The organism is Arthrobacter sp. Soil_C_49 (assembly GCF_057656635.1).
The window spans coordinates 232,353-253,625 of sequence record NZ_JBDGJZ010000005.1; the positions used below are offsets into that span (position 1 = coordinate 232,353).

At 67.3% G+C, this 21,273-nt stretch carries 20 protein-coding genes; 4 read left to right on the forward strand and 16 right to left on the reverse strand.

Annotated features, from left to right (window positions below):
* Positions 1-99: 99 nt before the first annotated feature.
* From AC3A4Z_RS10990 to AC3A4Z_RS11000, 3 genes are all read right to left on the reverse strand, one after another.
* Positions 100-3,198, reverse strand: coding sequence for an AAA family ATPase (locus AC3A4Z_RS10990; protein ID WP_498711579.1), 3,099 nt, complete (start codon positions 3,196-3,198; stop codon positions 100-102).
* A complete protein-coding gene (locus tag AC3A4Z_RS10995) occupies positions 3,195-4,379 on the reverse strand; it encodes an exonuclease SbcCD subunit D (RefSeq protein WP_498711580.1) in 1,185 nt (394 codons plus the stop codon). The genes AC3A4Z_RS10990 and AC3A4Z_RS10995 overlap by 4 nt, the downstream gene beginning before the upstream one ends.
* Before the next feature lie 67 nt (positions 4,380-4,446).
* A complete protein-coding gene (locus AC3A4Z_RS11000; RefSeq protein WP_498711581.1) occupies positions 4,447-5,391 on the reverse strand; it encodes an aquaporin in 945 nt (314 codons plus the stop codon).
* 183 nt (positions 5,392-5,574) lie between these two features.
* Between AC3A4Z_RS11000 and AC3A4Z_RS11005 the strand changes: the two genes are divergently transcribed.
* On the forward strand, positions 5,575-6,657 hold the full coding sequence (locus AC3A4Z_RS11005) for an ADP-ribosylglycohydrolase family protein (protein WP_498711582.1): 1,083 nt from the start codon (positions 5,575-5,577) through the stop codon (positions 6,655-6,657).
* Here the strand turns inward: AC3A4Z_RS11005 and AC3A4Z_RS11010 are convergent.
* On the reverse strand, positions 6,638-7,117 hold the full coding sequence (locus AC3A4Z_RS11010) for a DUF4395 domain-containing protein (RefSeq protein ID WP_498711583.1): 480 nt from the start codon (positions 7,115-7,117) through the stop codon (positions 6,638-6,640). The genes AC3A4Z_RS11005 and AC3A4Z_RS11010 overlap by 20 nt on opposite strands.
* A gap of 73 nt (positions 7,118-7,190) precedes the next feature.
* The gene (locus AC3A4Z_RS11015) at positions 7,191-8,201 is read right to left on the reverse strand and encodes an exonuclease domain-containing protein (RefSeq protein WP_493970119.1); all 1,011 of its coding nucleotides are present in this window, start codon (positions 8,199-8,201) and stop codon (positions 7,191-7,193) included.
* Between the two features lie 150 nt (positions 8,202-8,351).
* Here AC3A4Z_RS11015 and AC3A4Z_RS11020 point away from each other — a divergent pair, with 150 nt between their 5' ends.
* Positions 8,352-9,146: a VTT domain-containing protein gene (locus tag AC3A4Z_RS11020; protein ID WP_498711625.1), complete on the forward strand. Its 795-nt coding sequence runs from the start codon at positions 8,352-8,354 to the stop codon at positions 9,144-9,146.
* An 87-nt stretch (positions 9,147-9,233) separates the two neighbouring features.
* Here the strand turns inward: AC3A4Z_RS11020 and rdgB are convergent, their stop codons facing one another.
* The 6 genes from rdgB to clpS form a co-directional block, all read right to left on the reverse strand.
* On the reverse strand, positions 9,234-9,902 hold the full coding sequence (rdgB, locus tag AC3A4Z_RS11025) for an RdgB/HAM1 family non-canonical purine NTP pyrophosphatase (RefSeq protein WP_498711584.1): 669 nt from the start codon (positions 9,900-9,902) through the stop codon (positions 9,234-9,236).
* The gene (gene rph, locus AC3A4Z_RS11030) at positions 9,899-10,657 is read right to left on the reverse strand and encodes a ribonuclease PH (protein WP_050054653.1); all 759 of its coding nucleotides are present in this window, start codon (positions 10,655-10,657) and stop codon (positions 9,899-9,901) included. Before rph ends, rdgB begins: the two co-directional genes overlap by 4 nt.
* 78 nt (positions 10,658-10,735) lie before the next feature.
* Complete coding sequence (locus tag AC3A4Z_RS11035; RefSeq protein ID WP_498711585.1) at positions 10,736-11,533, reverse strand: MBL fold metallo-hydrolase; 798 nt, start codon at positions 11,531-11,533, stop codon at positions 10,736-10,738.
* Complete coding sequence (gene murI, locus AC3A4Z_RS11040) at positions 11,530-12,540, reverse strand: glutamate racemase (RefSeq protein WP_498711586.1); 1,011 nt, start codon at positions 12,538-12,540, stop codon at positions 11,530-11,532. Before murI ends, AC3A4Z_RS11035 begins: the two co-directional genes overlap by 4 nt.
* Positions 12,541-12,645: 105 nt before the next feature.
* Complete coding sequence (locus tag AC3A4Z_RS11045; RefSeq protein WP_493970114.1) at positions 12,646-13,212, reverse strand: DUF2017 family protein; 567 nt, start codon at positions 13,210-13,212, stop codon at positions 12,646-12,648.
* Entirely contained in the window at positions 13,205-13,588 is a 384-nt protein-coding gene (clpS, locus tag AC3A4Z_RS11050) for an ATP-dependent Clp protease adapter ClpS (RefSeq protein WP_498711587.1), read from the reverse strand. The genes AC3A4Z_RS11045 and clpS overlap by 8 nt, the downstream gene beginning before the upstream one ends.
* A 155-nt stretch (positions 13,589-13,743) precedes the next feature.
* Here clpS and AC3A4Z_RS11055 point away from each other — a divergent pair, with 155 nt between their 5' ends.
* Together AC3A4Z_RS11055 and AC3A4Z_RS11060 are read left to right on the forward strand one after the other, a co-directional pair.
* Positions 13,744-15,072 (forward strand): nicotinate phosphoribosyltransferase, encoded by a 1,329-nt coding sequence (locus AC3A4Z_RS11055; RefSeq protein ID WP_498711588.1) that lies wholly within the window; start codon positions 13,744-13,746, stop codon positions 15,070-15,072.
* 9 nt (positions 15,073-15,081) lie between these two features.
* Positions 15,082-15,720 carry an isochorismatase family protein gene (locus AC3A4Z_RS11060; RefSeq protein ID WP_498711589.1) on the forward strand — a complete coding sequence of 213 codons (639 nt, stop codon included), beginning with the start codon at positions 15,082-15,084 and terminating at the stop codon, positions 15,718-15,720.
* A 76-nt stretch (positions 15,721-15,796) separates the two neighbouring features.
* Here AC3A4Z_RS11060 and AC3A4Z_RS11065 read toward each other — a convergent pair whose 3' ends face one another.
* The 5 genes from AC3A4Z_RS11065 to AC3A4Z_RS11085 all read right to left on the reverse strand — a co-directional run bounded on the left by AC3A4Z_RS11065 (position 15,797) and on the right by AC3A4Z_RS11085 (position 21,271).
* The gene (locus tag AC3A4Z_RS11065; protein ID WP_498711590.1) at positions 15,797-17,578 is read right to left on the reverse strand and encodes a DEAD/DEAH box helicase; all 1,782 of its coding nucleotides are present in this window, start codon (positions 17,576-17,578) and stop codon (positions 15,797-15,799) included.
* The gene (locus AC3A4Z_RS11070; RefSeq protein WP_370455872.1) at positions 17,578-17,910 is read right to left on the reverse strand and encodes a DUF3039 domain-containing protein; all 333 of its coding nucleotides are present in this window, start codon (positions 17,908-17,910) and stop codon (positions 17,578-17,580) included. The genes AC3A4Z_RS11065 and AC3A4Z_RS11070 overlap by 1 nt, the downstream gene beginning before the upstream one ends.
* Positions 17,911-18,029: 119 nt before the next feature.
* A complete protein-coding gene (gene nagB / locus AC3A4Z_RS11075; protein WP_498711591.1) occupies positions 18,030-18,812 on the reverse strand; it encodes a glucosamine-6-phosphate deaminase in 783 nt (260 codons plus the stop codon).
* Positions 18,813-18,833: 21 nt separating this feature from the next.
* Positions 18,834-20,405 (reverse strand): transporter, encoded by a 1,572-nt coding sequence (locus tag AC3A4Z_RS11080; RefSeq protein ID WP_498711592.1) that lies wholly within the window; start codon positions 20,403-20,405, stop codon positions 18,834-18,836.
* The gene (locus tag AC3A4Z_RS11085) at positions 20,387-21,271 is read right to left on the reverse strand and encodes an ABC transporter ATP-binding protein (RefSeq protein ID WP_498711593.1); all 885 of its coding nucleotides are present in this window, start codon (positions 21,269-21,271) and stop codon (positions 20,387-20,389) included. Before AC3A4Z_RS11085 ends, AC3A4Z_RS11080 begins: the two co-directional genes overlap by 19 nt.
* Positions 21,272-21,273 lie beyond the last annotated feature (2 nt).

Sequence of the window (21,273 nt, forward strand, 5' to 3'; positions counted from 1 at the left end):
TCGTCCCTCCTCCCGATGCGCCCAACCCGGTAACTGTCCAAGTATATCCGGCGTTCGCTGTCAAACCGCGAGCCTGCTACCAGTCCTGTCCGGGGCCGGTCACACCGTGGCTTCGACGGCCTCCGATATCCGCAAAGTGGAACCGTTGCGTCCCTTGATCACCTGGAGCTGCATGCCGATCCGCTGCTTCATCTCGGCGACGTGGCTTACCAGGCCCACCACCCGGCCGCCATCCCGGAGGCCTTCAAGGGCATCCATCACCTGTTCCAGGGACTGCTCGTCAAGGCTGCCGAAGCCCTCATCGACAAAGAGGGTTTCGATTTCCACGCCGCCGGACTCCTGCTGGACAACGTCGGCCAGTCCGAGCGCCAGGGACAGCGAGGCCATGAACGATTCGCCGCCGGAGAGTGTGGAGGTGTCCCGCCGGTGACCGGTCCATTGGTCCACCACTTCCAAACCCAGCCCGGACTTAGCGCCGCGCGCTGCTTTGGCATCGGTGTGCTGCAGGAGGTATCGCCCGTCGCTCATGGCCACCAGCCGTTCCGAGGCGGCCAGGGCCACCTGTTCCAGCCGTGCTGCCAGGACATAGCTGTTCAGGCTCATCCGGTAGGTGTTGTCCCCCCGGCCTGCCGCCGCGTCCGCCAGGCCGGACAGCATCCGGGCATGCTCGGCGGGGCCGCTGGCGGAGCCGGCAAGCTCCTTGTAACTGGCAGCAATGGTTGTCAAGGACTCAAGGCAGCGTGCTGCCAGGCCCACGGCCACGTCAGCGTCGCGCGCCGCCTGCAGGGCCGCCGCTGCATCAGCCTCCAGGGCCGGCAGCCGCTGCTGGTCCACCCCGATCCCGTCGGCCGTTTCCTTCAGGGCCAGCACCACCTCGTCGGAGGCGAACAGCTCGGCAACCCTGGCAGCCTCGTCCTGGACCGACCGTATTTCAGTTTCGAGGGCAGCAGCCTCATTGGCGGCCAGCAGGTGTGCCCGGGCTTCCTCGGCAGAAGCAAACCCGGCTTCCGGCAAGGCCAGTTCCAGGTGCTCCCGGGCTTCCGCGGCCTGGGCGTTGGCGGCGGCAAGCGCAGCCTGGGCCTCGACGGCCTTGGACAGCATGCCGGCCGCGTTTTCCAGGGCGCGTAACCGCTGCGCAAGGCTCCGGTGCCCTGCCCGCAACTCCGCCAGTGCCTCGTCAAGGGTCGATGACTGTTCTGCCAGGTCAGCAAGGGAGGCTACAACTGTTGCGAGCTCAGCCTCCGCGCCGGCCCGGGACGCCTGGGCTGAGGTGACGCCTCCTTCGAGCGCTTCCAGCCGCGACCGTGCGGCCGCGAGTTCACCTACGGCCTGTTCGGCGTCGGCCGCGGCCAGGCGCGCTTCCTCAGCCCCGGTGACGGCTTCTTCCATAGCGGTCCCGCCGCCTTGGCCAGCCAGGACTGCCACGAGTTGATCTGCGTCGGCCAGCCGCTGGCCGGCACGGGCGAATCCTGCTTCTGCAGCCTCATACAGCTGATGGGCTGCTTGCTCTTCCTGTTCAAGTCCTGGGCCGGCCCCGTCTCCGGCCGCCGGCGAGGGATGTTCTGCGCTGCCGCACACCGGGCAGTGTTCCCCCGCCACCAGTTTGGCGGCCAGTTCGGCGGCGGCGTTGGCCAGCCGCTGCTCCCGCACATCGAGCCAGCGGCGTTTGGTTTCCAGCTGATGCTCGCGTGACCGGTCATGCTCCAGCCTGGCCTCGTCCCGCGCCGTAACGGCAGCGCCGTAGCGCCGCACCACGTCCAGCAGTTCTCCGGCGGCGGTTGCCTCCTTCGCCCGCAGTGCTGCCGCCCCTGCCCGTCCTTCCAGTGCTTCCATGCCCGAAATGAGGCATGCCCGCTCGGTGAGCAGATCCTCCACGCGGCGGTCCAGGGCTGCATTGGATGCGGTGAGTTCCTGCTGTCTTCCCAGCAACTGCTGGTGCTTTGACCTGAGCATCTTCAGGCGGTCTTCGTCCGGTAGCCTTGCCTCCACAACAGCCAGGAGGGACCGGAGCCGGTTCAATTCATCTGCGGCGCCGGGAAACATTGCCGGTCCCCCGAAGTCCTGCTCGACATGGTGCGCGGAGCCCAGGTCCAGCTGGCCGAGTTCAGGGTCTTCGTCCGCGGCCAGTCGGAGCAGGGTGAACGCGGATTCCATCGCGTCCGCAGCCCGCCGCACCTTGGCAGCAGCAGCATCAACCCCGCGCAGCTGACCGGCAAGAACCTCTGCCTGGCGGGAGCGGCCGAGCCGGCGGCTCAGGTCCTCCAGCCGCGGGAGGGCTTCCTGTACGGCGGCCTGCCTGGCTGTTGCCTCCTCCAACCTGCGGTGGCGTTCACGCAGCGCAGTCTCCGCTGCAACGGCCCCTCTCCGCTCCTGGTGTTCCGACTCAGCAGCCAGCGCCAGCTCCGAGAGCTGGCACTTTCGTTCCGCTGCACGTTCTTTCAACCACTCGAGCCGGGCAGCCCGGATGTCCGCTGAAGCATCTGCCGGACTATCCTCCGGCAGCCCGCCAGTGTCCTGGAGCAGCAGCGTTCCTGCTTCGGACTCCGCCCGCGCCGCCAGGAGTTCCAGTTGGCTGTTGAGGACAGCCACTCCCTCCTTTGCTGCCTGCGCCTGCAGCGAGAGTTCCTGCTCCACAGCTTCAAACCGCTCCGTGCCGAAAAGTTTCTGCAGAAGCTCCAGCCGGTCCGTGGCCTTTGAGCGCAGGAAGGCGGCAAAATCACCCTGCGGCAGCATCACCACCCGGGTGAACTGCTCGCGGTCCATTCCCAGCAGGGCAAGTATTTCCGCCCCGGCCTCATCATTGCGCGTGGACTTCTCCACCCACGTTCCGTCCACTCGTTCACGCAGGAGGGTTTTGGCCTGCTGGGTGGTGAATCCGTTTTTGCCCCTGGCGCTGGGCTTGTCCCAGGCGGGCGACCGGGTGACGTCAAAACGCCGGCCCTGCGCGGAGAATTCACAGCTCACTGCTGGTTCCTGGCCCGGTTCCGCATGATCGCTGCGGAGCCGTTTTCCGTCCTGGCGTGCTCCCGGCACCGAGCCGTACAGGGCAAAGCAGATGGCGTCCAGAACGCTGGTTTTACCCGCGCCGGTGGGCCCGTTGAGCAGGAACAGGCCATGCGCGCTCAGGGCATCAAAGTCAATCTCCTCGGTGCCGGCAAAGGGACCGAAACCGGAGATGCGGAGGCGGTGGATCCTCACAGCGAGGCCTCCTGCAGCCGGACGTTCTCCAGGGCGGCGGCGAGCGCCGCTTTCTCGGCGTCATCGGGAACGCGGCCGCGTACGTGCTCCAGGAAGCCGCAGCAGACAGCGAGGTCATCGGGAGCTTCAGCCAGCCTGCTGCTGTAGGTGGACGTGGTGCCGGCTGGACCGCCCTCGGGTTCGAAGCTGAGGACCAGCGTGTCCGGGAAACGGGAACGGAGCTGGTCCATGGCCCGGGCGGGGCGCTGGGCGTCGGTCAGGGTCACCTGGCAGTAGGCGGTTTCGGCCCACGAGTATTCGGAGGACTCAAGCAGTTCGGCCAAGGTGCCCCGGAGCACCGCCAGGGTGCGCGGGGCGTCCCACAGGACTTCCTGGACCGCGGTCACGCCGCCGGCATCGATGTCGATGAGCCACCCTCCCTTCTGGTGCGACGCTTCGGAGAAGGAGTATGCCAGCGGCGAACCGGAGTACCGGACCTGGGGCGACAGGGACTGCCGCCCGTGCAGGTGGCCCAAAGCCGTGTAGCTGAAGCCGTCAAAGAGATCCAGCGGAACCGCCCCTACCCCACCGATGCTGAGGTCGCGTTCACTGTCCGAGCTGATCCCGCCGCTGGCAAAGGTATGCGCCAGCACCACTGAATGGACTGGAGCTGTTGCTGAGCGCCGTTCGACGTCCTGCCGGATCAAGTCCGTAGCCGCCCGGGTCACCTCGAAGTGGCTGGCGGTCTCCACACCAAGTTGATCGGCCACCAGGCGCGGTTCCAGCCAGGGAATGCCGTAAATGGCCACCACGGCACCCTCAGCTGCGCCGCGGGCTGCTCCGTCGACCGGGAGCAGCAAGGGCTGGTCCAGGCTGTCCAGCCTGGTCCGCAGGTGCACCCCGCCGCGCTCCAGGAGGCGCGAAGCGAAGCCCAGGCGGATGGCGGAATCGTGGTTGCCGCTGGTCAGCACCACCTGCGCTCCTGCCGAGGTCAGCCGGACCAGGGCATCATCCAGGAGGTGGACCACATCCACACCAGGGAGTGCACGGTCGTAGACGTCGCCGGCAATGAGGACAACATCCACGGCATGCCGGGCAACGGCATCCACCAGCTGGTCCACAAAGGCCCGCTGCGCATCCAGCATCCCGACGCCGTGGAAGGACCGGCCCAGGTGCCAGTCAGATGTGTGAAGTAACCTCATGTTTCTACGCTATCGGCTGCCACTGACAGTTCCGGTAACCGCCGCAGCTGCCGGGCTCCTGCCAGGGTCAGCGCTTGCCCTCAAAGAACTCCTGCGCTTCGCTGGCTGCCGCCTGTGAATCCTTGGTGGCTGGTTTCGGGGCGGCCTCACCGGCTGCCTCCAACTCGTCAATCGTTTCCTCGTCGGCCGTTTCAGCTGCCGCTGCTTCGGTGCTGTTGCGGCCTGCTTCCCCGGCCGCACGGGCTTCGCCGGACGCGGCTGGAGCGGCATTGAAGCTCCGGAACGCGAGTCCGGCGATGACGGCGCCGATCAAGGGGGCCGTAACAAAAACCCAGAGCTGTTCGACAGCCCAGCCCGAGCTGAACACTGCGGACGCAACCGCCCTGGCCGGGTTGAAGGGCAGGTTGCCCACGGACAGGCCCAGCTGCAGGACAACAGCGAAGGACAGGCCAACGGCAACCGGCGCAGCGGAAGGGCCGCTGCTGTCCCGGCGGGCTGTTCCCAGGAAGACAGCGGTGATGATTGCGGTCCCGATCATCTCGAGCAGCAGCACGGCCGCCAGCGGCGCCTGGATGATGGAGTGTTCGCCGAAGCCGGCGGTGACGGTGTCAAAGGCGGTCCGGCTGTCCGCAATCCCGGGCAGCGTGCGCAGGATTCCGTACAGGGCCAGCGCGGCCAGCAGTCCCCCGGCGAGCTGGGCTGCGGCATAGGCGCCGGCTGCGCCCGCGCGGATCCGGCCGGCCACGAGATGGCCTGCCGTGATGGCGGGGTTGAAGTGCCCGCCGGAAACGTGACCGAAAGCAAGCATGGCCGCCGTCACCGCGAGCCCGGCAGCAAGGGCGGCGGGCAGCGGGCTGGACTGCGGGATGGTGAACAGCGGGACGCCCAACCCGGCGAGGGCGAGGAAAAAGCTGCCAAATGCCTCGGAGGCCAGGCGCGGCAGAAGCCGCGGCGGGACTTCAGTTCCGGCTGGCTGGACTGCATCGTGACGGGCCGGGACAGGCGTGCTCATGGTGGTGACCTTCAAAATAGAGGGGCGTGGGCGTTGCGTTCACGCAACCCCGGCATTATTCCAGTACAGGCTGTGCGTTCGCTGGACAGCACTGCCGCAGCGCCGGGGCCGCCTGCCTCATGCCTGTACTGCCGCCCGGGCAGGCGTCGGCCGGCCGTCGGCGGCCACGGTAAATTTGCAACCATGAGTATTGAACCGGACGCTTCCACCCCCTTGCTGAAGTCCCGTATCCGCGGTTGCCTCCTTGGCGGCGCACTGGGCGACTCGCTGGGCTACGCCGTCGAGTTCGACTCAATCGGGCAGATCCGCAGCCGCTACGGTGCCGCCGGCCTCACCGGATTTAATCAGCTCAACGGCCCCACCCATTTCTCCGATGACACCCAGATGACCCTTTACACGGTGGACGGGCTGGTGGAGGCGCTGGAGTGGGCGAATTCAGGTGTTGGCGCGGACGTCAACGCCTGCCTGTGGCTCGCGTACCTGCGCTGGTACGCCACACAGGGGGAAACAGCCCCGGCCTCGGCCCCGGTCCCCCAGCCCCGGTGGATCGATGCCCAGCAGGTGCTCCACCAGCGGCGGCGCCCGGGCAGAGCCTGCCTCTCCGGACTCGCCACTGGGGAAATGGGGACCTCTTTCCGGCCGGTCAATCCTGACTCGAAGGGCTGCGGGACGGTGATGCGTTCGGCCCCGTTCGGGCTCATTCCCCACATAGCACCCGATGCCGTCTACAAGTTGAGCTCCGACGCCGCCTCGCTCACGCACGGCCACCCGTCAGCCCGCCAGAGCGCAGGTACCTTCAGCCTTCTCATCCACCGTCTGGTGTCCGGCGACGGGCTGCGCGAAGCCGCAGCCGAAGCTCTGGCCCATACCGCAGGCCTCGACGGCGTGGCCCCCGAGTTGCCGGAACGGCTGGAGGCTGCCCTCCGGCTGGCAGGCAAGGGCATTGTGACCCCTGAGGAAATGGTCCAGGCACTCGGTGAGGGCTGGGTCGCCGAAGAAGCCCTCGCCGTCGGGCTTTACGCCGTACTGGCCACCCTTCCGGACACTGACAGGGCGGAACCCGCACAGCACTTCCGCGATGCTGTGGCCCTGGCGGTCAACCACAGCGGCGACAGCGATTCCACCGGTTCGATCGCCGGGAACATCCTCGGCGCCTTCTACGGCGAAGCCTGCCTGCCTCCGGAATGGCTTGCAGCGCTCGAAGGACCTGACGTTATCGGCGGCATGGCCGACCAACTGGTGAAGGTCACAACCGGCGAAGGCTGACGTTGTTGCAGGCTTCGCAGACTTCCTGCGGGATCAGCCCGCGCCGCTGCAGGAATCCGAAGATCACGCAGCCAAGGCAGAAGCCGGCGAAGGCTTCCAGCGCCGCAGCCACGATCAGGATTCCCAGGACTGTCCAGGCGGCAGAGGCGGCGCCGGACGCGAACAGTGCAAGGGCGGTGGTGGACACCACTGCCCCCATGCCCTGGGCGAAGCGCTTCGGCGGCCCCGGAACGGGTTTCACCCGGCCCAGCCGTGGAGTGATGACTTTCACGGACAGCAGCGCCAGCGGCGAAATCCGGGGCCCGAAGAGCACTCGGAGCCAGAATCCGGCGGCGATGGCCAGCAGTCCCCATCCCGACCCTGCGGCTGCCGTCGCCAGGGCCAGCACCACCACCAGCCCCGCCGTCACGCGGGCAGCGTACTCGTTCACGGGGTTGGGAAAGGAAAACAGCTCGCGCATGAGGCCAGGCTAGGGGGCGGCCGACGCCGGGCGGAAGGTTTGTTGCCTCGCGTGACCGCGGGTGCGCACTTCCCTAGGCGCTGAGGGCCCCGGCGAAGCTGCCCACCATCTGCAGGAACTCGCCTTCCGAAAGGACCTCGATGGCCTGCCCCCGTTCGTGGAGCTCAAGCACCCGGCGCGCCTTGCCGGTGAGCCTGCCCGAGCGGAGGTCCGAGGCCACAAAGCCGTCCCCCACCACCAGGACGGTGGTGCGTCCCGTGACCCGGCTCTCCGGCCGGGCGCCGAACTCGGCAGACCGCTGCTTCGCTTCGGGCCGGCCGATGGTCAGCTGGCCGGTGAAAACCACTGTCTGGCCAAACAGCGGGTGGCCGGGCTCCGCGTGCGGATTCGGCTCGGGGTTTGCGCCCTCTTCGGGCCAGCCGCTGTAAAAGGGCCGCACCAGCCCGGCTCCGCTGCCTGCGGCACTGGAAAGGGCGGCGAGGCTTGCCTTGGACAATGTGTCCCGGGCGGGGTCGAACGCCTCCTGGCGGGGCATCACGAGCCCCAGCGACAGGTAGAGCTCGGCGATGCTGTTCGCCTGGTTGCGGCCTGCGATGTCGATCAGGATGCCGGCGCAGGCACGGGCGTCTTCGGCGGCGTCGTGGTGATTGACCAGGGGAACCCCGGCCTCCTCGGCGGCGAAGGGCAGCGAATTGGACACCAGCGAGTAGCAGCGCCTGGACAGCATGACCGTGCAGACGTAGTCGTAGGCCGGACCGGGCAGCCCCGAGACCTCAAGGCCGGAGCGGATCACACCGAGATCAAACGCCGCATTGTGGGCCGCCAGGATGTCATCGCCGATGAAGGCGCCGATCTCCGGAAAGAGCTCGCCAAAGCGGGGCCGGCCCGCAACGTCGGCGGCAGTGATGCCGTGGATCCGGACGTTGTGGTAGTCGAAGTGGTCGTGGCTGGCCGGCGGGCGCATGAGCCAGGAGGCTTCCTCAACCACCTTGCCGCCGCGGACTTTCGTCAGGCCCACAGAACACGGGGAGCCCCGAAATCCGTTCGCAGTCTCGAAGTCGATCGCCGTAAAGTCCAAACCCACGGGCCCCACCTTACCGCCGGACCCGCCCGTTCCCGGGTCACCCATGCCGTCCTGTCACGGAAATCACCCGAGCGCCCCGGGCCGGCGCTTTCCGCCGCCAGCGGGAGGAAGAGGCATGTCAAGTACCCTTGAGGAGTGAACTTTCCTGTGATGAACGACTTCGCTGTGTCCATGCTGGGCGGTGCGGGACCGGTGCAGCCACAGCTGGCCTCCTTCCTGCCCGACTGGCTGAACCCCCAGGTCTTCCTGGCTGATCCCGCCCTCGCACCCTGGGTGGTCCTGCTCGTCTGCGGCATCGTCTTCGCGGAAACCGGGCTGCTGGTGGGCTTCTTCCTGCCGGGCGACTCGATGCTTTTCACCGCGGGATTGCTGGTGGCCACCGACACCATCAAGTTCAACGTATTCCTTTTCGCGCTGCTGATCATCGTGTCGGCAATCATCGGCAACCAGACCGGTTACCTGATCGGCTCCAAAGCCGGCCCCGCCATCTTCAACAAGCCGAATTCCCGCCTGTTCAAACGCGAGAACGTTGAAAATGCGCACGCCTTCTTCGAAAAGCACGGCGGCAAAGCGCTGATCCTTGCCCGCTTCGTACCGATCATCCGGACCTTCGTCCCGGTCATCGTCGGCGTTGCGCAGATGAGCAAAAGGAAGTTTTTCCTCTACAACGTCATCGGTGCCTTCCTCTGGGGCGGCGGCGTAACCCTCCTGGGGTACCTGCTGGGCGACCGCATCCCCTGGGTCCGCGACAACCTGGACATCATCTTCATCGCCATCGTGCTGGTCTCGGTGCTGCCCATCGGCGTGGAGGTCCTGCGCGGCATGTCCGCCAAGCGCCAGGCCACCGCCTACGGCACGGACCCGGTGGACGAATTCATCGAAGAGCACGCGCCGGAGGCGGAGCACAAGACACCGCGGCACGTCGACGGAACACGCCCCGAGTAGCAGCGGGTCTCACCGCACGAAAAGTAGGGTGCGCTCCAGGCTTTCGGCCCGGAGCGCACCCTTTTTTATGCCAGCTTCGCGATTACCTCAGCGGTCCTGCAGGGCCTTGACGATGGCGGGCAGGAGCGCGCGGAACGCCTTTCCCCGGTGGCTGATGGCATTCTTCTCGTCGGCGGACAGTTCCGCGCAGCTGCGGGTCTCCCCCGCCGGCTGCAGCACGGGGTCATAGCCGAAGCCGCCGTCGCCGCGCGGTTCACGCAGGAGCACGCCTTCCAGCTGCCCGTACTCCACCACTTCGTGCCCGGACTCCCCGTCGGCCGCCGGGACGGCCAGGGCTGCCGCGCAAACAAAAGCGGCGCCGCGGTGGGCATCCGGGACGTCGGAGAGCTGGTTGAGCAGCAGCTGAAGGTTCGCCGCGTCGTCCCCATGGCTGCCGGCCCACCTGGCCGAGAAGATACCGGGCGCTCCGCCCATCACATCCACAGCGAGGCCGGAGTCGTCGGCGATGGCCACCAGGCCGGTGGCCTCAGCGACAGCCCGTGCTTTGAGCAGGGAATTATCGGCGAACGTCACGCCCGTTTCGACGACGTCGGGGGCACCTGCCGCTGCGGCGTCCACCACCTGCGTGTCGACGTCGAGCCCCGGCACTTGCCCGCGCAGGAGGTCACGCAGCTCCCGGAGCTTGCCCTTGTTGTGCGTCGCCAGGACCAGGCGCGGTGTTGTGCCTTGCCCCGCGGCGGCGCCGGCCGCGCTCACAGGGTGTCTGCCAGGGTTTCGCGCTGGATGGCCGCAAGCTGGGTGGTGCCGAGCAGGGCCAGGTCCAGGAGCTGGTCCAGTTCGGCGCGGTCGAAAGGCGCGCCCTCGGCGGTCCCCTGGACCTCCACGAACTTGCCCGAACCGGTGACCACCACGTTCATGTCCGTCTCCGCCCGGACATCCTCGACATACGGCAGGTCCAGCATGGGAACGCCGTCGATGATGCCCACCGATACCGCCGCGATGGTGTCGATCAGCGGCTGGGCGTTCTTGGCGATCAGCTTGTTGTCGCGGGCGAACCGGATGGAGTCAGCGAGCGCCACGTAGGCGCCGGTGATGGCCGCGGTCCGGGTTCCGCCGTCAGCCTGCAGCACGTCGCAGTCCAGCACGATGGTGTTCTCGCCCAGGGCCTTGGTGTCGATGATGGAGCGCAGGGAACGGCCGATGAGCCGGGAGATCTCGTGCGTGCGCCCGCCGATTTTGCCCTTGACGGACTCCCGGTCGGAGCGGGTGTTGGTGGCCCGGGGCAGCATGGCGTACTCGGCGGTGACCCAGCCGCGGCCCTCGCCCTTGAGCCAGCGCGGAACTCCCGCAGTGAGGGAAGCTGTGCACAGGACCCGGGTGTTGCCGAACTCGATCAGGGCCGATCCCTCGGCCTGGTTGGACCATCCACGAGTGATGCTGATGGGCCGGAGCTGGTCCGGGGCGCGGCCGTCGGCGCGCACGATGGGCACTGCAGTTGCTTCAGAAGTCATGCCTTTAGCTTATCCACTGCCGGCCGCCGGGATGCCCGCACCTAAAGCCCGCAGGGAAACCTGCCGGCGAAGAACCACCTAGATGGTGTAGTGCACGCCCGCCACGGCAACAGCCACGTCGCCGCCGAAAACCGGCCTGGCCTCTGCCATCACGGTGGTCTGTGACGTCCACACCGGAATGTGCGTGAGGAGGAGCCGGCGGGCACCGGCAGCGGCAGCTGCCTCGCCTGCCCGCTTCCCGGTCAGGTGGACGTCCTTGATGCCGTCATCCCGGCCTTCTTCAAAAGCCGCTTCGCACAGGAACAGGTCCGCGTCCTTGGCGGCTTCCTCAAGGGCCGCGCAGGAGTCCGTGTCGCCCGAGTAGGTCAGCGTTTTGGCGATCCGGTTGCCTTCCTTGTCCGGCTCCACCACCTCCACCCGAAGGGCATAGCATTCCTCGATGGGATGGTTCACGGCGAACGGCGTGACGGTGAAGGGACCCACGGTCACCGGCTCGCGCTCGGCCCAGTTGGTGAAGTCGAACTCCTCGCGCATGCCGGGGTCAAGTTCCAGGCCGTAGGCAGTGGCCATCCTGTCAGCCGTGGCGGCCGGTCCCCACACCGGAATCCGTCCCCGGCCCCAGCCGCCCGGCTTCCACCGGACTGCCACGTGCAGGCCGCAGAGGTCCATGCAGTGGTCGGGGTGCAGGTGGGTGAGGAAGATCGCGTCGATGTCCTCAAGGTCGGTGTACCGCTGGATGGCGCCCAGGGCGCCGCTGCCGAGGTCCATGACCACTTTCCACGTCCGCTCGCCGTCGTTGGCGGTCAGGAGGTAGCACGACGCCGGGGATCCCGGCCCGGGAAAGGACCCGGTGCAACCGACGATGGTGAGCTTCACTGGCCCGAACCCCCGGCGACGGAACTGCCTACGAAGTTGGAGGTCCGGGGACGGCTGCCGGCGCGCTGCGCGGCGGCGATCATTTCCGGAGTGATACGGGCCAGGCTGCCGGTGGGATATTGCGCCGCCACATGGTCCACGTGCCGGACCGAGAGGACTTCGGGGCCCAGGAAGCGGCGGGCCAGTGCCTCGAACTGGGCGGCGTCGCCGGTGGCCACGAAGTGGTGCTCGGGCGGGGAGGATTCGGTGCGCTGCAGGTTGTGCGTGGCCAGGGCCCGGTAGACATCCTTGGCAGTTTCCTCTGCGCTGGACACGAGGGTGACGTCCGCGCCCATTACGTAGGAGATGACGCCGGTCAGCAGCGGGTAGTGGGTGCAGCCCAGCACCACGGTGTCCACGCCGGCGGCCCTGAGCGGAGCCAGGTATTCCTCGGCGACGGCCAGCAGGGCCGGGCCGGTGGTAACGCCGGCCTCCACGTAGCTGACGAACTCGGGGCAGGCCACCGAGGTGATGTGGAGGTCCGGGGCGGCCGCGAAGGTGTCCTCGTAGGCGCGCGAGCCAACGGTGGCGGAGGTGCCGATCACGCCCACCCGGCCGCTGCGGGTGGCGGCAACGGCACGCCGCACCGCTGGCTGGATGACCTCGATGACGGGGATGCCGTACTTTGCCGTGTACCTCTCCCGCGCGTCGCGGAGCACAGCGGCCGACGCCGAGTTGCAGGCGATGGTGAGCAGCTTGACGCCGGAGTCCACCAGTTCGTCCATCACGCCCAGGGCGTTGGCCCGGACTTCCGCGATGGGCAAAGGACCATACGGCCCGTGGGCCGTGTCCCCTACGTAGAGGATGGACTCGTTGGGGAGCTGGTCGATGATGGAGCGTGCCACCGTGAGGCCGCCGACGCCGGAATCGAAGACACCGATGGGCCGTGATTCCACGGCAGCGGCGGGCAGGTCGCTGGCTTCGGACCCTGCTGCCGCAGCTGGATCCATGCTCGAGGCTGTTGTCATGATTATTCGAGGATAGGGCTTCCCCGCAACCTCAGCCATCATCTTGTGGCCTGCGACTCATGTCTAATTTGTCACACGGCTCACAGCCAACGCCGCGGCTACCGCTCAACGGCGGGTGTCCAGTGACTGCAGCATGGCCTGGACAAGTGATTCCTGCAGCCAGGTGGCGAAGTTGTACACCAGGGCCAGGTAGCTCTCCACATCCTCGGCCTGGGACCAGTCCTGCATCAGGTGGACGTGCTCGGCATCCTCTTCATCCTGGATGTCCAGGCGTTCGGCCAGGACCAGCCGGACATCGTTCAGCGCCATTGACCAGTGCCGGGCGCCTTCGGCGGTCAGGACAATCTCGTCCTTGTCCAGGTCCAGCGCCGCCGCCCGGAGGGCGCCTATCTTTGTCTCGCGCAAGGATCGCTCGGTGAGCTGCCGGAACTCGAGGGACGCGGCGTCGTCGTTCTTCATCACGTTGGGAAGGAGCCGCTTGACGGCCCTGTCCGTGGGAACGGCAACGTCCATGTCGAGGCCGATCAGCGCAGCCAGCGGGTCCTGGCCCGAGCGGTCTTCCGGCTGGAGCATGGAGATCACATCGGCAATGAGGCTGCGCAGCAGCTCCCGCTCCGTGGGTTCCAGGTAGCCGGTAATTCCTTTGAGTCCGTACTTAAACGCCTTAGCCACGCTTCCCCTTACCCTGGCCCGGTCCGCCGGACTTGCCCGATTTGCCGCCCGATCCGCCGCTGGCCTTCTCCACCGTGGCCCACAGCCCAAAGCCGTGCATGGCCACGGCGTGCCGCTCCACCTGTTCCTTGCTGCCGTGGGCAACAATCGAGCGGCCCTTTTTGTGGACCTCCATCATGAGCTTGTTCGCTTTGGTCTCCGAGTAGCCGAAGTAGCTCTGGAACACATAGCTGACGTAGCTCATGAGATTAACGGGGTCATTCCAGATCACCAGGTTCCAGGGGATGTCCGGTGCGGCCAGGAAGTCGGTGGACTCCGCAGTGCCGGTCCGGGTGCCCTCTTGCGTATCAGGGCCGAGCGCAACGCTTAAGGTCATCTGTCCATTCTATGGGGAGGGTCGCGCATCTATGGCGAGGGCCCCGCGGCGAAGCGGAGCGAGACGTGGGAGCCGGTGGGTGGGCCCACGCCGGCGAGGGCCCCGCGGCGAAGCGGAGCGAGACGTGGGAGCCGGTGGGGACTAGAGTGATTTTCGTGAGCACCTCTGCCGGCTGGGACCATCCCCGCACGTCCTTTTACACTGACCACTACGAGCTGACCATGCTGCAGGCATCACTCCATTCGGGCGCCGCGCACCGCAAGTCCGTCTTTGAGGCCTTCGCCCGCCGGCTCCCCGACGGCCGCCGCTACGGCATCGTGGCAGGGACGGGGCGCCTGCTGGAGGGCATCGCGAACTTCCGCTTCGGGGAGGCGGAACTGGACTTCCTGGCCCGCACCAACGTGGTGAACGAGGAGACGCTGGAGTACTTGGCGTCCTACCGGTTCTCCGGTGATATCTGGGGCTACCCGGAAGGCGAAGCCTACTTCCCGTACTCCCCCATCCTCATCGTCGAGTCCACCTTCGCCGAGGCCTGCATGCTGGAGACCTACCTGCTTTCGGTCCTCAACCACGACAGCGCCATCGCCTCCGCCGCGTCCCGGATGGTCAGCGCTGCCGGCGGCCGGCCCTGCATCGAGATGGGTTCCCGCCGCACGCACGAGGAGGCCGCCACCGCGTCCGCCAGGGCAGCCATCATTGCCGGTTTCGACAGCACGTCCAACCTCGAAGCCGGCATCCGGTACGGGGTCAAGACCGTGGGCACCGCCGCACACTCCTTCACCCTCCTGCACGACACCGAACGGGACGCCTTCGAGGCCCAGATTGCCTCCCTCGGCGAGGGCACGTCCCTCCTGGTGGATACTTACGACGTCGAAACGGCCGTGCGTGCGGCCGTGGACCTGGCGGGTCCCCGCCTGGGCGCCGTGCGGCTTGATTCGGGCGACCTCGTGGCGCAGGCCCAGTGGGTGCGCCAGCTCCTGGACCAGCTGGGCAACGAGAACACCAAGATTGTGGTCACCTCGGACCTGGACGAGTTCGCCATTGCCGCGCTGCAGTCCGCGCCGGTGGACTCCTACGGCGTAGGAACCTCGCTGGTCACCGGATCAGGGGCTCCCACCGCGTCCATGGTTTACAAGCTCGTCAGCCGCACGGACGACGACGGGAACTTCGTCTCCGTGGCCAAGGCCGCGAAGAACAAGGCCAGCGTGGGCGGCAGGAAGTACGCCTTGCGGAAACTGTCCGAACGCGGCATCGCCACTGCCGAAGTGGTGGGTGTGGGCCACCGGCCGGAGGACGACGGCAACGACCGTCCGCTGCTGCAGCAGTTTATGAAGAACGGGGAACTGATGCCCGGCTGGACCGGCCACGAAGGCGTGGTCCGCGCCCGCCGCCGCCACGCCGAAACCATGGCCGAGCTGCCCGCCGTGGTCAACCGCCTCCAGCGCGGGGAAGCAGCCATCCCTACCCACTATGAAGAAAACTGAGGAGAACTGATGTCCAGGGCCCTGATCATCGTCGACGTCCAGAACGATTTCTGCGAAGGCGGCTCCCTGGCTGTCGCCGGCGGGGCGGATGTGGCCGGCGCCATCAGCGAATACATCGACGCGCACCACAACGAGTTCGACCACATCGTGGCCACCCAGGACTGGCACATCAATCCGGGCGACCACTTCTCCGAGACCCCGGACTTCGTTGACAGCTGGCCGCCGCACTGTGTGGCCGGAAGCCGCGGAGCCGAGCTCCACCCGGACCTGGATACCGAATACATCGAGGCCTATTTCCAGAAAGGGCAGTTCGCCGCCGCCTACTCCGGCTTTGAAGGGCTGCTGGCACCCGAGGATGCCGTGCCCACCGGTGAGCGGCAGCCCGGAGCGCTGCCCGGTGCCGGCGAGGCTGACCGGCTCACCCCGGACGAAGACGCCATCGGCCTGGACGACTGGCTTCAGGGCAACGACGTGGAGGAGGTTGTAGTGGTGGGAATCGCCACCGACTACTGCGTCAAGGCAACCTCGCTGGATGCCGTGCAGGCCGGCTACTCCGTCACGGTTATCCGCTCCCTGACAGCAGGCATCGCGGACGACCTGGAGGAGACCGTCGCCGAACTCGAGCTCGGCGGCGTGGACGTCGCCTGACGCCGGCAGCTGCAGACCGCAGCTGCAGCAGTGGCCCCGTCCTTTGCACGGGGCCACTTCCGTTCGCCGGCGTGTGTTATTTCCTGCCGATGAACCAGTCCTGCAGTTTCCGCAGGCGGGACTGCAGCTGTTCCTCGTTCGCCTGGGCAACGGGCGGACCGCCGCAGACCGTGCGCAGCTTGGTGTGCACCACGCCGTGGGGCGTTCCGGTCCGGGCTGACCAGGCAGCCACGTTTTTGGCCAGCTCGTTGCGGAGGTCCATCAGCAGCCGGTGGTCCGGGACGGCGGGTGCGGGAGCCTGCACGGCCGCGGGAGCCTTCCGGTTCTTGCGGTTGAGCTGTTCGTGCTGGCGCTGCCGGAGGAGCGTTCCCACCTGTTCGGCGTCCAGCAGCCCGGGGATTCCCAGGAAGTCCAGTTCGTCCTCGGAGCCCACCTCGCCGCCGGTTCCGAACTCGCCGCCGTCGAACAGGACCCTGTCGAAGGACGCCTGGGAGTCCAGGGCCTCGAACTTGCCCTTCGTCAGGCTGTCGGAGGCCTTCTCCTCGCGGTTGGCCTCCTCCATGAGGGAGTCTTCGGGGTTGAACAGTCCGTCCCCGTCCTCTTTCTCCGGGCGGTCCAGGGCGTGGTCGCGCTCCATTTCCATGGAGTTGGCAAGGGCCATCAGCTGGGGTACGGAGGGCAGGAACACCGACGCCGTCTCGCCCCTTTTGCGTGCACGCACGAAGCGGCCCACGGCCTGGGCGAAGAACAGCGGGGTGGAAGTTGAGGTGGCGTAGACGCCGACCGAAAGGCGCGGAACGTCCACGCCTTCGGACACCATGCGGACGGCCACCATCCAGCGTTGCTCGCCGGCGGAGAACTCCTCGATCTTGCTGGAGGCCTTCGCGTCATCAGACAGGATGACGGTGGGTGACTCCCCCGTGATCCGCTTCAGCTGTCCCGCGTAGGCACGGGCGTCCTCGTGGTCCGTGGCAATCACCAGGCCGCCGGCGTCGGGAACGGTCCGGCGCACTTCGCTGAGCCGCTTGTCCGCGCCGGCCAGGACGGCAGGAATCCACTCACCGGCCGGGTTCAGCGCGGTCCGCCAGGCATGGGACGTGATGTCCTTGGTGACGGCGGCTTCGCCGAGCGAGGCAGCCATTTCCTCGCCGGCACTGGTGCGCCAGCGCATCTGGCCGGAGTAGGCCATAAACATCACCGGACGCACCACGTGGTCCCGCAGGGCATTGCCGTAGCCGTAGGTGTAGTCAGCTTTTGACCGGCGGATGCCGTCCCGGTCCTCGGCGTACTCGACGAACGGGATGGGCGAGGTGTCGGAACGGAACGGGGTACCGGTCAGGGACAGCCGCCGGACCGCGGGGTCGAACGCCTCCCGCAGCCCATCACCCCATGACAGGGCTTCGCCGCCATGGTGGATCTCATCCAGGATCACCAGGGTCCGGGCGGCCTCCGTCTTGGCCCGGTGCAGCAGGGGCTTGCTGGCCACCTGGGCATAGGTGACGGCCACACCGATGAACCCGCGGCCGTGCTGGCCGTCGGAGTTCTTGAAGTTGGGGTCGATGGCGATGCCAACCTTGGCTGCCGCGTCCGCCCACTGGCGCTTCAGGTGGTCAGTGGGCGCCACAATGGTCACCCGGTTGACGGCACCGGAGTCTATGAGCGTGGATGCGATCCGCAGCGCGAAGGTGGTTTTACCGGCGCCGGGAGTAGCTACCGCCAGGAAGTCCCGCGGACTCGTCTTCAGGTAGAGGTCCAGGGCTTCCTGCTGCCAGGCACGGAGTTTCGGGGCGGTTCCCCAGGCTGCACGTTCCGGGTAAGCCGGAGGCAGGGTGGGGCCGCCAAAGAGCGTCTCCGTCACTACTTGTTGTTGCCTGAGTCCCCTCCGGGACCCTTGCCGCCGTCGTTGCCCGGGCGGAGGCCGTCATAGACCTCTTTGCACATGGGGCACACCGGGAATTTCTGCGGATCCCGGCCCGGCGTCCAGACTTTGCCGCACAAGGCGATGACAGGCTCGCCGGTCAGCGCGGACTCCATGATTTTTTCCTTGCGCACGTAGTGCGAAAAGCGCTCCCGGTCCCCGGGCTCCACTTCCTGGCGCAGTTCCTCGCGCTCAATGGTGGCTGTGGACGATCCAGCCCCGGAAAGCTCGCGCATCGGGTCGTTGTCGAGGGGGTCCGTCATGCTAGTCATGCGATCCATCTTAGCCGTTCCGGCGGGCCTGCGTTCGACGCCGGAGGCTCCCGCCGCGCCGCCCGGGACCTCCCGCCGTCGTACTTTTCCTCCGAGTGGCGTCGCCGGCCCGGCCCAGTTCAAAGGCCCTGCCAGGCAGGTTTGTTGTCATAGGTGTGGCGGTAGAAATCGGCCAGTTTCAGCGCCGAGGCGGCAGCTTCGTCCAGCAAAACGGTGGCGTGCGGATGGAACTGCAGCACCGATGCCGGGCAGATGGCAGCCACCGGCCCTTCAACAAATTCCCGCACAGCCTGCGCCTTTTGCGCCCCGGTTGCCACCAGGATCACATGCCTGGCTTCCATGATGGTGCCCAGCCCCTGGGTGAGGACGTGGTGCGGGACGTCGGCGAGGCTGTTGAAGAACCGGGCGTTGTCCCGGCGTGTCTGCTCGATGAGGCTTTTGATCCGCGTGCGTGAGGCGAAGGAGGAACCGGGCTCGTTAAAGCCGATGTGGCCATCGGTGCCCACGCCGAGCAGTTGCAGGTCGATGCCGCCCGCCGCAGCGATGGATTCCTCGTATGCCTGGCAGGCGGCGGGAATGTCGGCCGCCGTGCCGTCCGGGCCGTGGACGTTCTCCGGCGCGATGTTCACCCGGTCGGTGAACTCGCGCCGGATCACTTCACGGTAGGACTCGGGGTGGCCTGCCGGCAGGCCAACATATTCGTCGAGGGCAAACCCGTGCGCGCGGCTGAAGTCCAGGCCGTCCCGGTCGTGGCGGGCGGCCAGCTCGTCATAGACGGGCAACGGCGAGGACCCGGTGGCCAGGCCGAGGACCGCGTCCGGCTTGTGCCGGAGCAGCTCCTCGATGGCGTCAGCCGCCAGCTTGCCGATCTGTTTGCTGCCGTTGAGGATGACGATTTCCATCTTGTTCCTTCCAGCGCGTTCTCAGCGGTTGACGGTGACCTGGGCCAGCAGTTCCGGCCCGCGGGCGTCCAGCCATTTCCCGCCAAGCCTTACGCCGGTGACAAGAAGCGCAAGCCCCAGCAGGAGCCCGGCCCCGAGGTTGAGCCAGCCGAACAGGCTGTTGCCCGTGACCAGCTGGGCGATCAGCAGCGCCGCCTCAGGCAGGACCAGGAGAAACAGAATCCCCATCCCGGCGAACTGCACCGCAAGGGTCTGGCCCACGTTTCCGGGCGGCTTCTTGAAGGGGCTGTCCCCCGGCAGTGGAACGGCCACCGTGTACCGGGCAGACACCACGGAGGACAATCCCAGCCCGGTAAAGAGAATCCCCAGGCTCAACCCCAGCTGGCCGGGAAGGGAAGCCCACTGCCCGGTGAAAGCAGCGTGGCCAATGGCGAACGCGAGGACAACCGGCAGGGCGAAGGCCAGGCAGGCGAGCGCCCGGCCCAGCCTGTCGTCCACGCCCCGGACGCCGCTGGCCAAGTGCAGCGCGAAGGCGGTGTTGTCATAGGAAACATCGGCGGAGATGGACCAGGCCAGGATAAACGCCGTCAGGGGCGCCAGGAAGGCAAGCGTGCTGAAGTCGCCCGTCTGGCTGCCTTGGAACACCAGAAGCACGGGGAGCAGCGGCACCACAATAAGTGAGCCGGAGTAGCGCGGATCGCGGATCCAGTACGTGAGGGACCGGGCCATCACGGCGCCGGCCGGAAGAGCGGGCAGCAGCCCGAACAGGCCCAGCTTTCCGCCCTTGCGCCTGCCGCTGCCGGAATAGGGCGGATTGACCAGGGCCCGCTCCAGCAACAGTTTCCAGCACCAGGCGAGGCCGGCCAGGACCGCAACGGAAATGAGCAGCTTCAGGGCTGCTTCTCCCGGGCGCCCTGCAGCGATGTCCCCGGCGATGGACCAGGGGGCACCGAGCGGAGTCCAGGACATTGTCTGCGCAAATTCCGGCAGGAAGCCCGTCGAGGCGGAGATTCCGCGGCTGACTCCCGCCACGATCGGGCCCAGGAGGACCAGGGGCACCATAAAGGCGATGGCGCTGACGTCCTTAAAGCGCCGGGATGCGGCGAGGCTCGCAGTTGCCGTGGTGACCACCTTGGACAGCACAATGCAGGTCAGTACTCCCAGCACTGCCCCCACGAGGGCTGCGAGCGCGGGCAGCAGGCTGCGGGACCAGGTGACTGCCGTTGCCAGTGCCACCAGTGTTGTGGCCAGCCCGGGAATCCCGATCAGCCCGCCCAGCGCCAACCCTGCGAGCATCTGTTTCATGGGGATGGCAAAGGTGGTGAAGCGGGCGGGGTCGAGGGTCATGTCCGTGGCCGATGCGACCACGGGAATGATGCCCCAGCCCAGGAGGGCGGCCGAGCCGCCGAGCACCACCGCGGTGTGGGCCAGTTCGGGGTCTGCCCGGCGCAGCAGGACCAGCACCAGCACCAGCGTGCCCACCAGGCCCAGGGCATAAAGTCCGGCGAAGGCCATTCCCACCAGCTGCCAGGGGCTGCGGCGCAGGCCGTTGCGCAGCAGCGTCAGTTTGAGCCTTAGAAGGTGCGCAACCATTCCAGCCCTTCCGTGTGGCTGCGGCCGCCCACCAGTTGGACGAACCGGTCCTCCAGGGACGCCCCGGCCCGGACCTCGTCAACGGTGCCCGCTGCCAGCAGCCGGCCGGCGGCCACCACAGCCACGTGGTCGCACATGCGCTGGACCAGGTCCATCACGTGGCTGGAGACGATCACCGTTCCGCCGGAGGCCACGTAGCTGTCCAGGATGGAGCGGATATTGGCCGCAGAGACAGGATCAACCGCCTCGAAAGGTTCATCCAGCACCAGCAGCCGGGGTGCATGGATCAGGGCTGAGGCCAGGGCAATCTTTTTGGTCATGCCGGCGGAGTAGTCCACCACCAGCGTGCCTGCGTCCTGTGCCAGGTCCAGTGCTGCCAGCAGTTCCCCGACGCGGCTGGCCACCACGTCCTTGTCCATGCCGCGCAGCAGCCCGGCGTAGGTGACAAGTTGCTCGCCAGTGAGCCTGTCGAAGAGCCGCACGCCGTCGGGAAGAATGCCCATGAGCCGCTTGGCCTCCAGCGGCCGGGCCCAAACATCAACCCCGTGGACCACTGCCGTGCCGAAGTCGGGGCGCAGGAGCCCGGTGGCCATCGACAGCGTGGTGGTCTTGCCGGCACCGTTCGGGCCCACGATTCCGAAGAAGGAACCGGCAGGCACGTCCAGGCTGAGTCCGTCCACCGCGATCTTCTGCCCAAAGCGCTTGGCCAGCCCGCGGATGGACAGCGCGGCTACAGGAGCGGCGGGCTGTGGCGGAAAAGAGTGCAGGGCCGGGTCAGGGTGCAGGGCCGGGTCAGGGTGGCTTTCCGGAACGGCGTGCTGGGCCGGATCTGGCTGGTTTACCGGATCGGGGTGCTGGGCAGTCATGA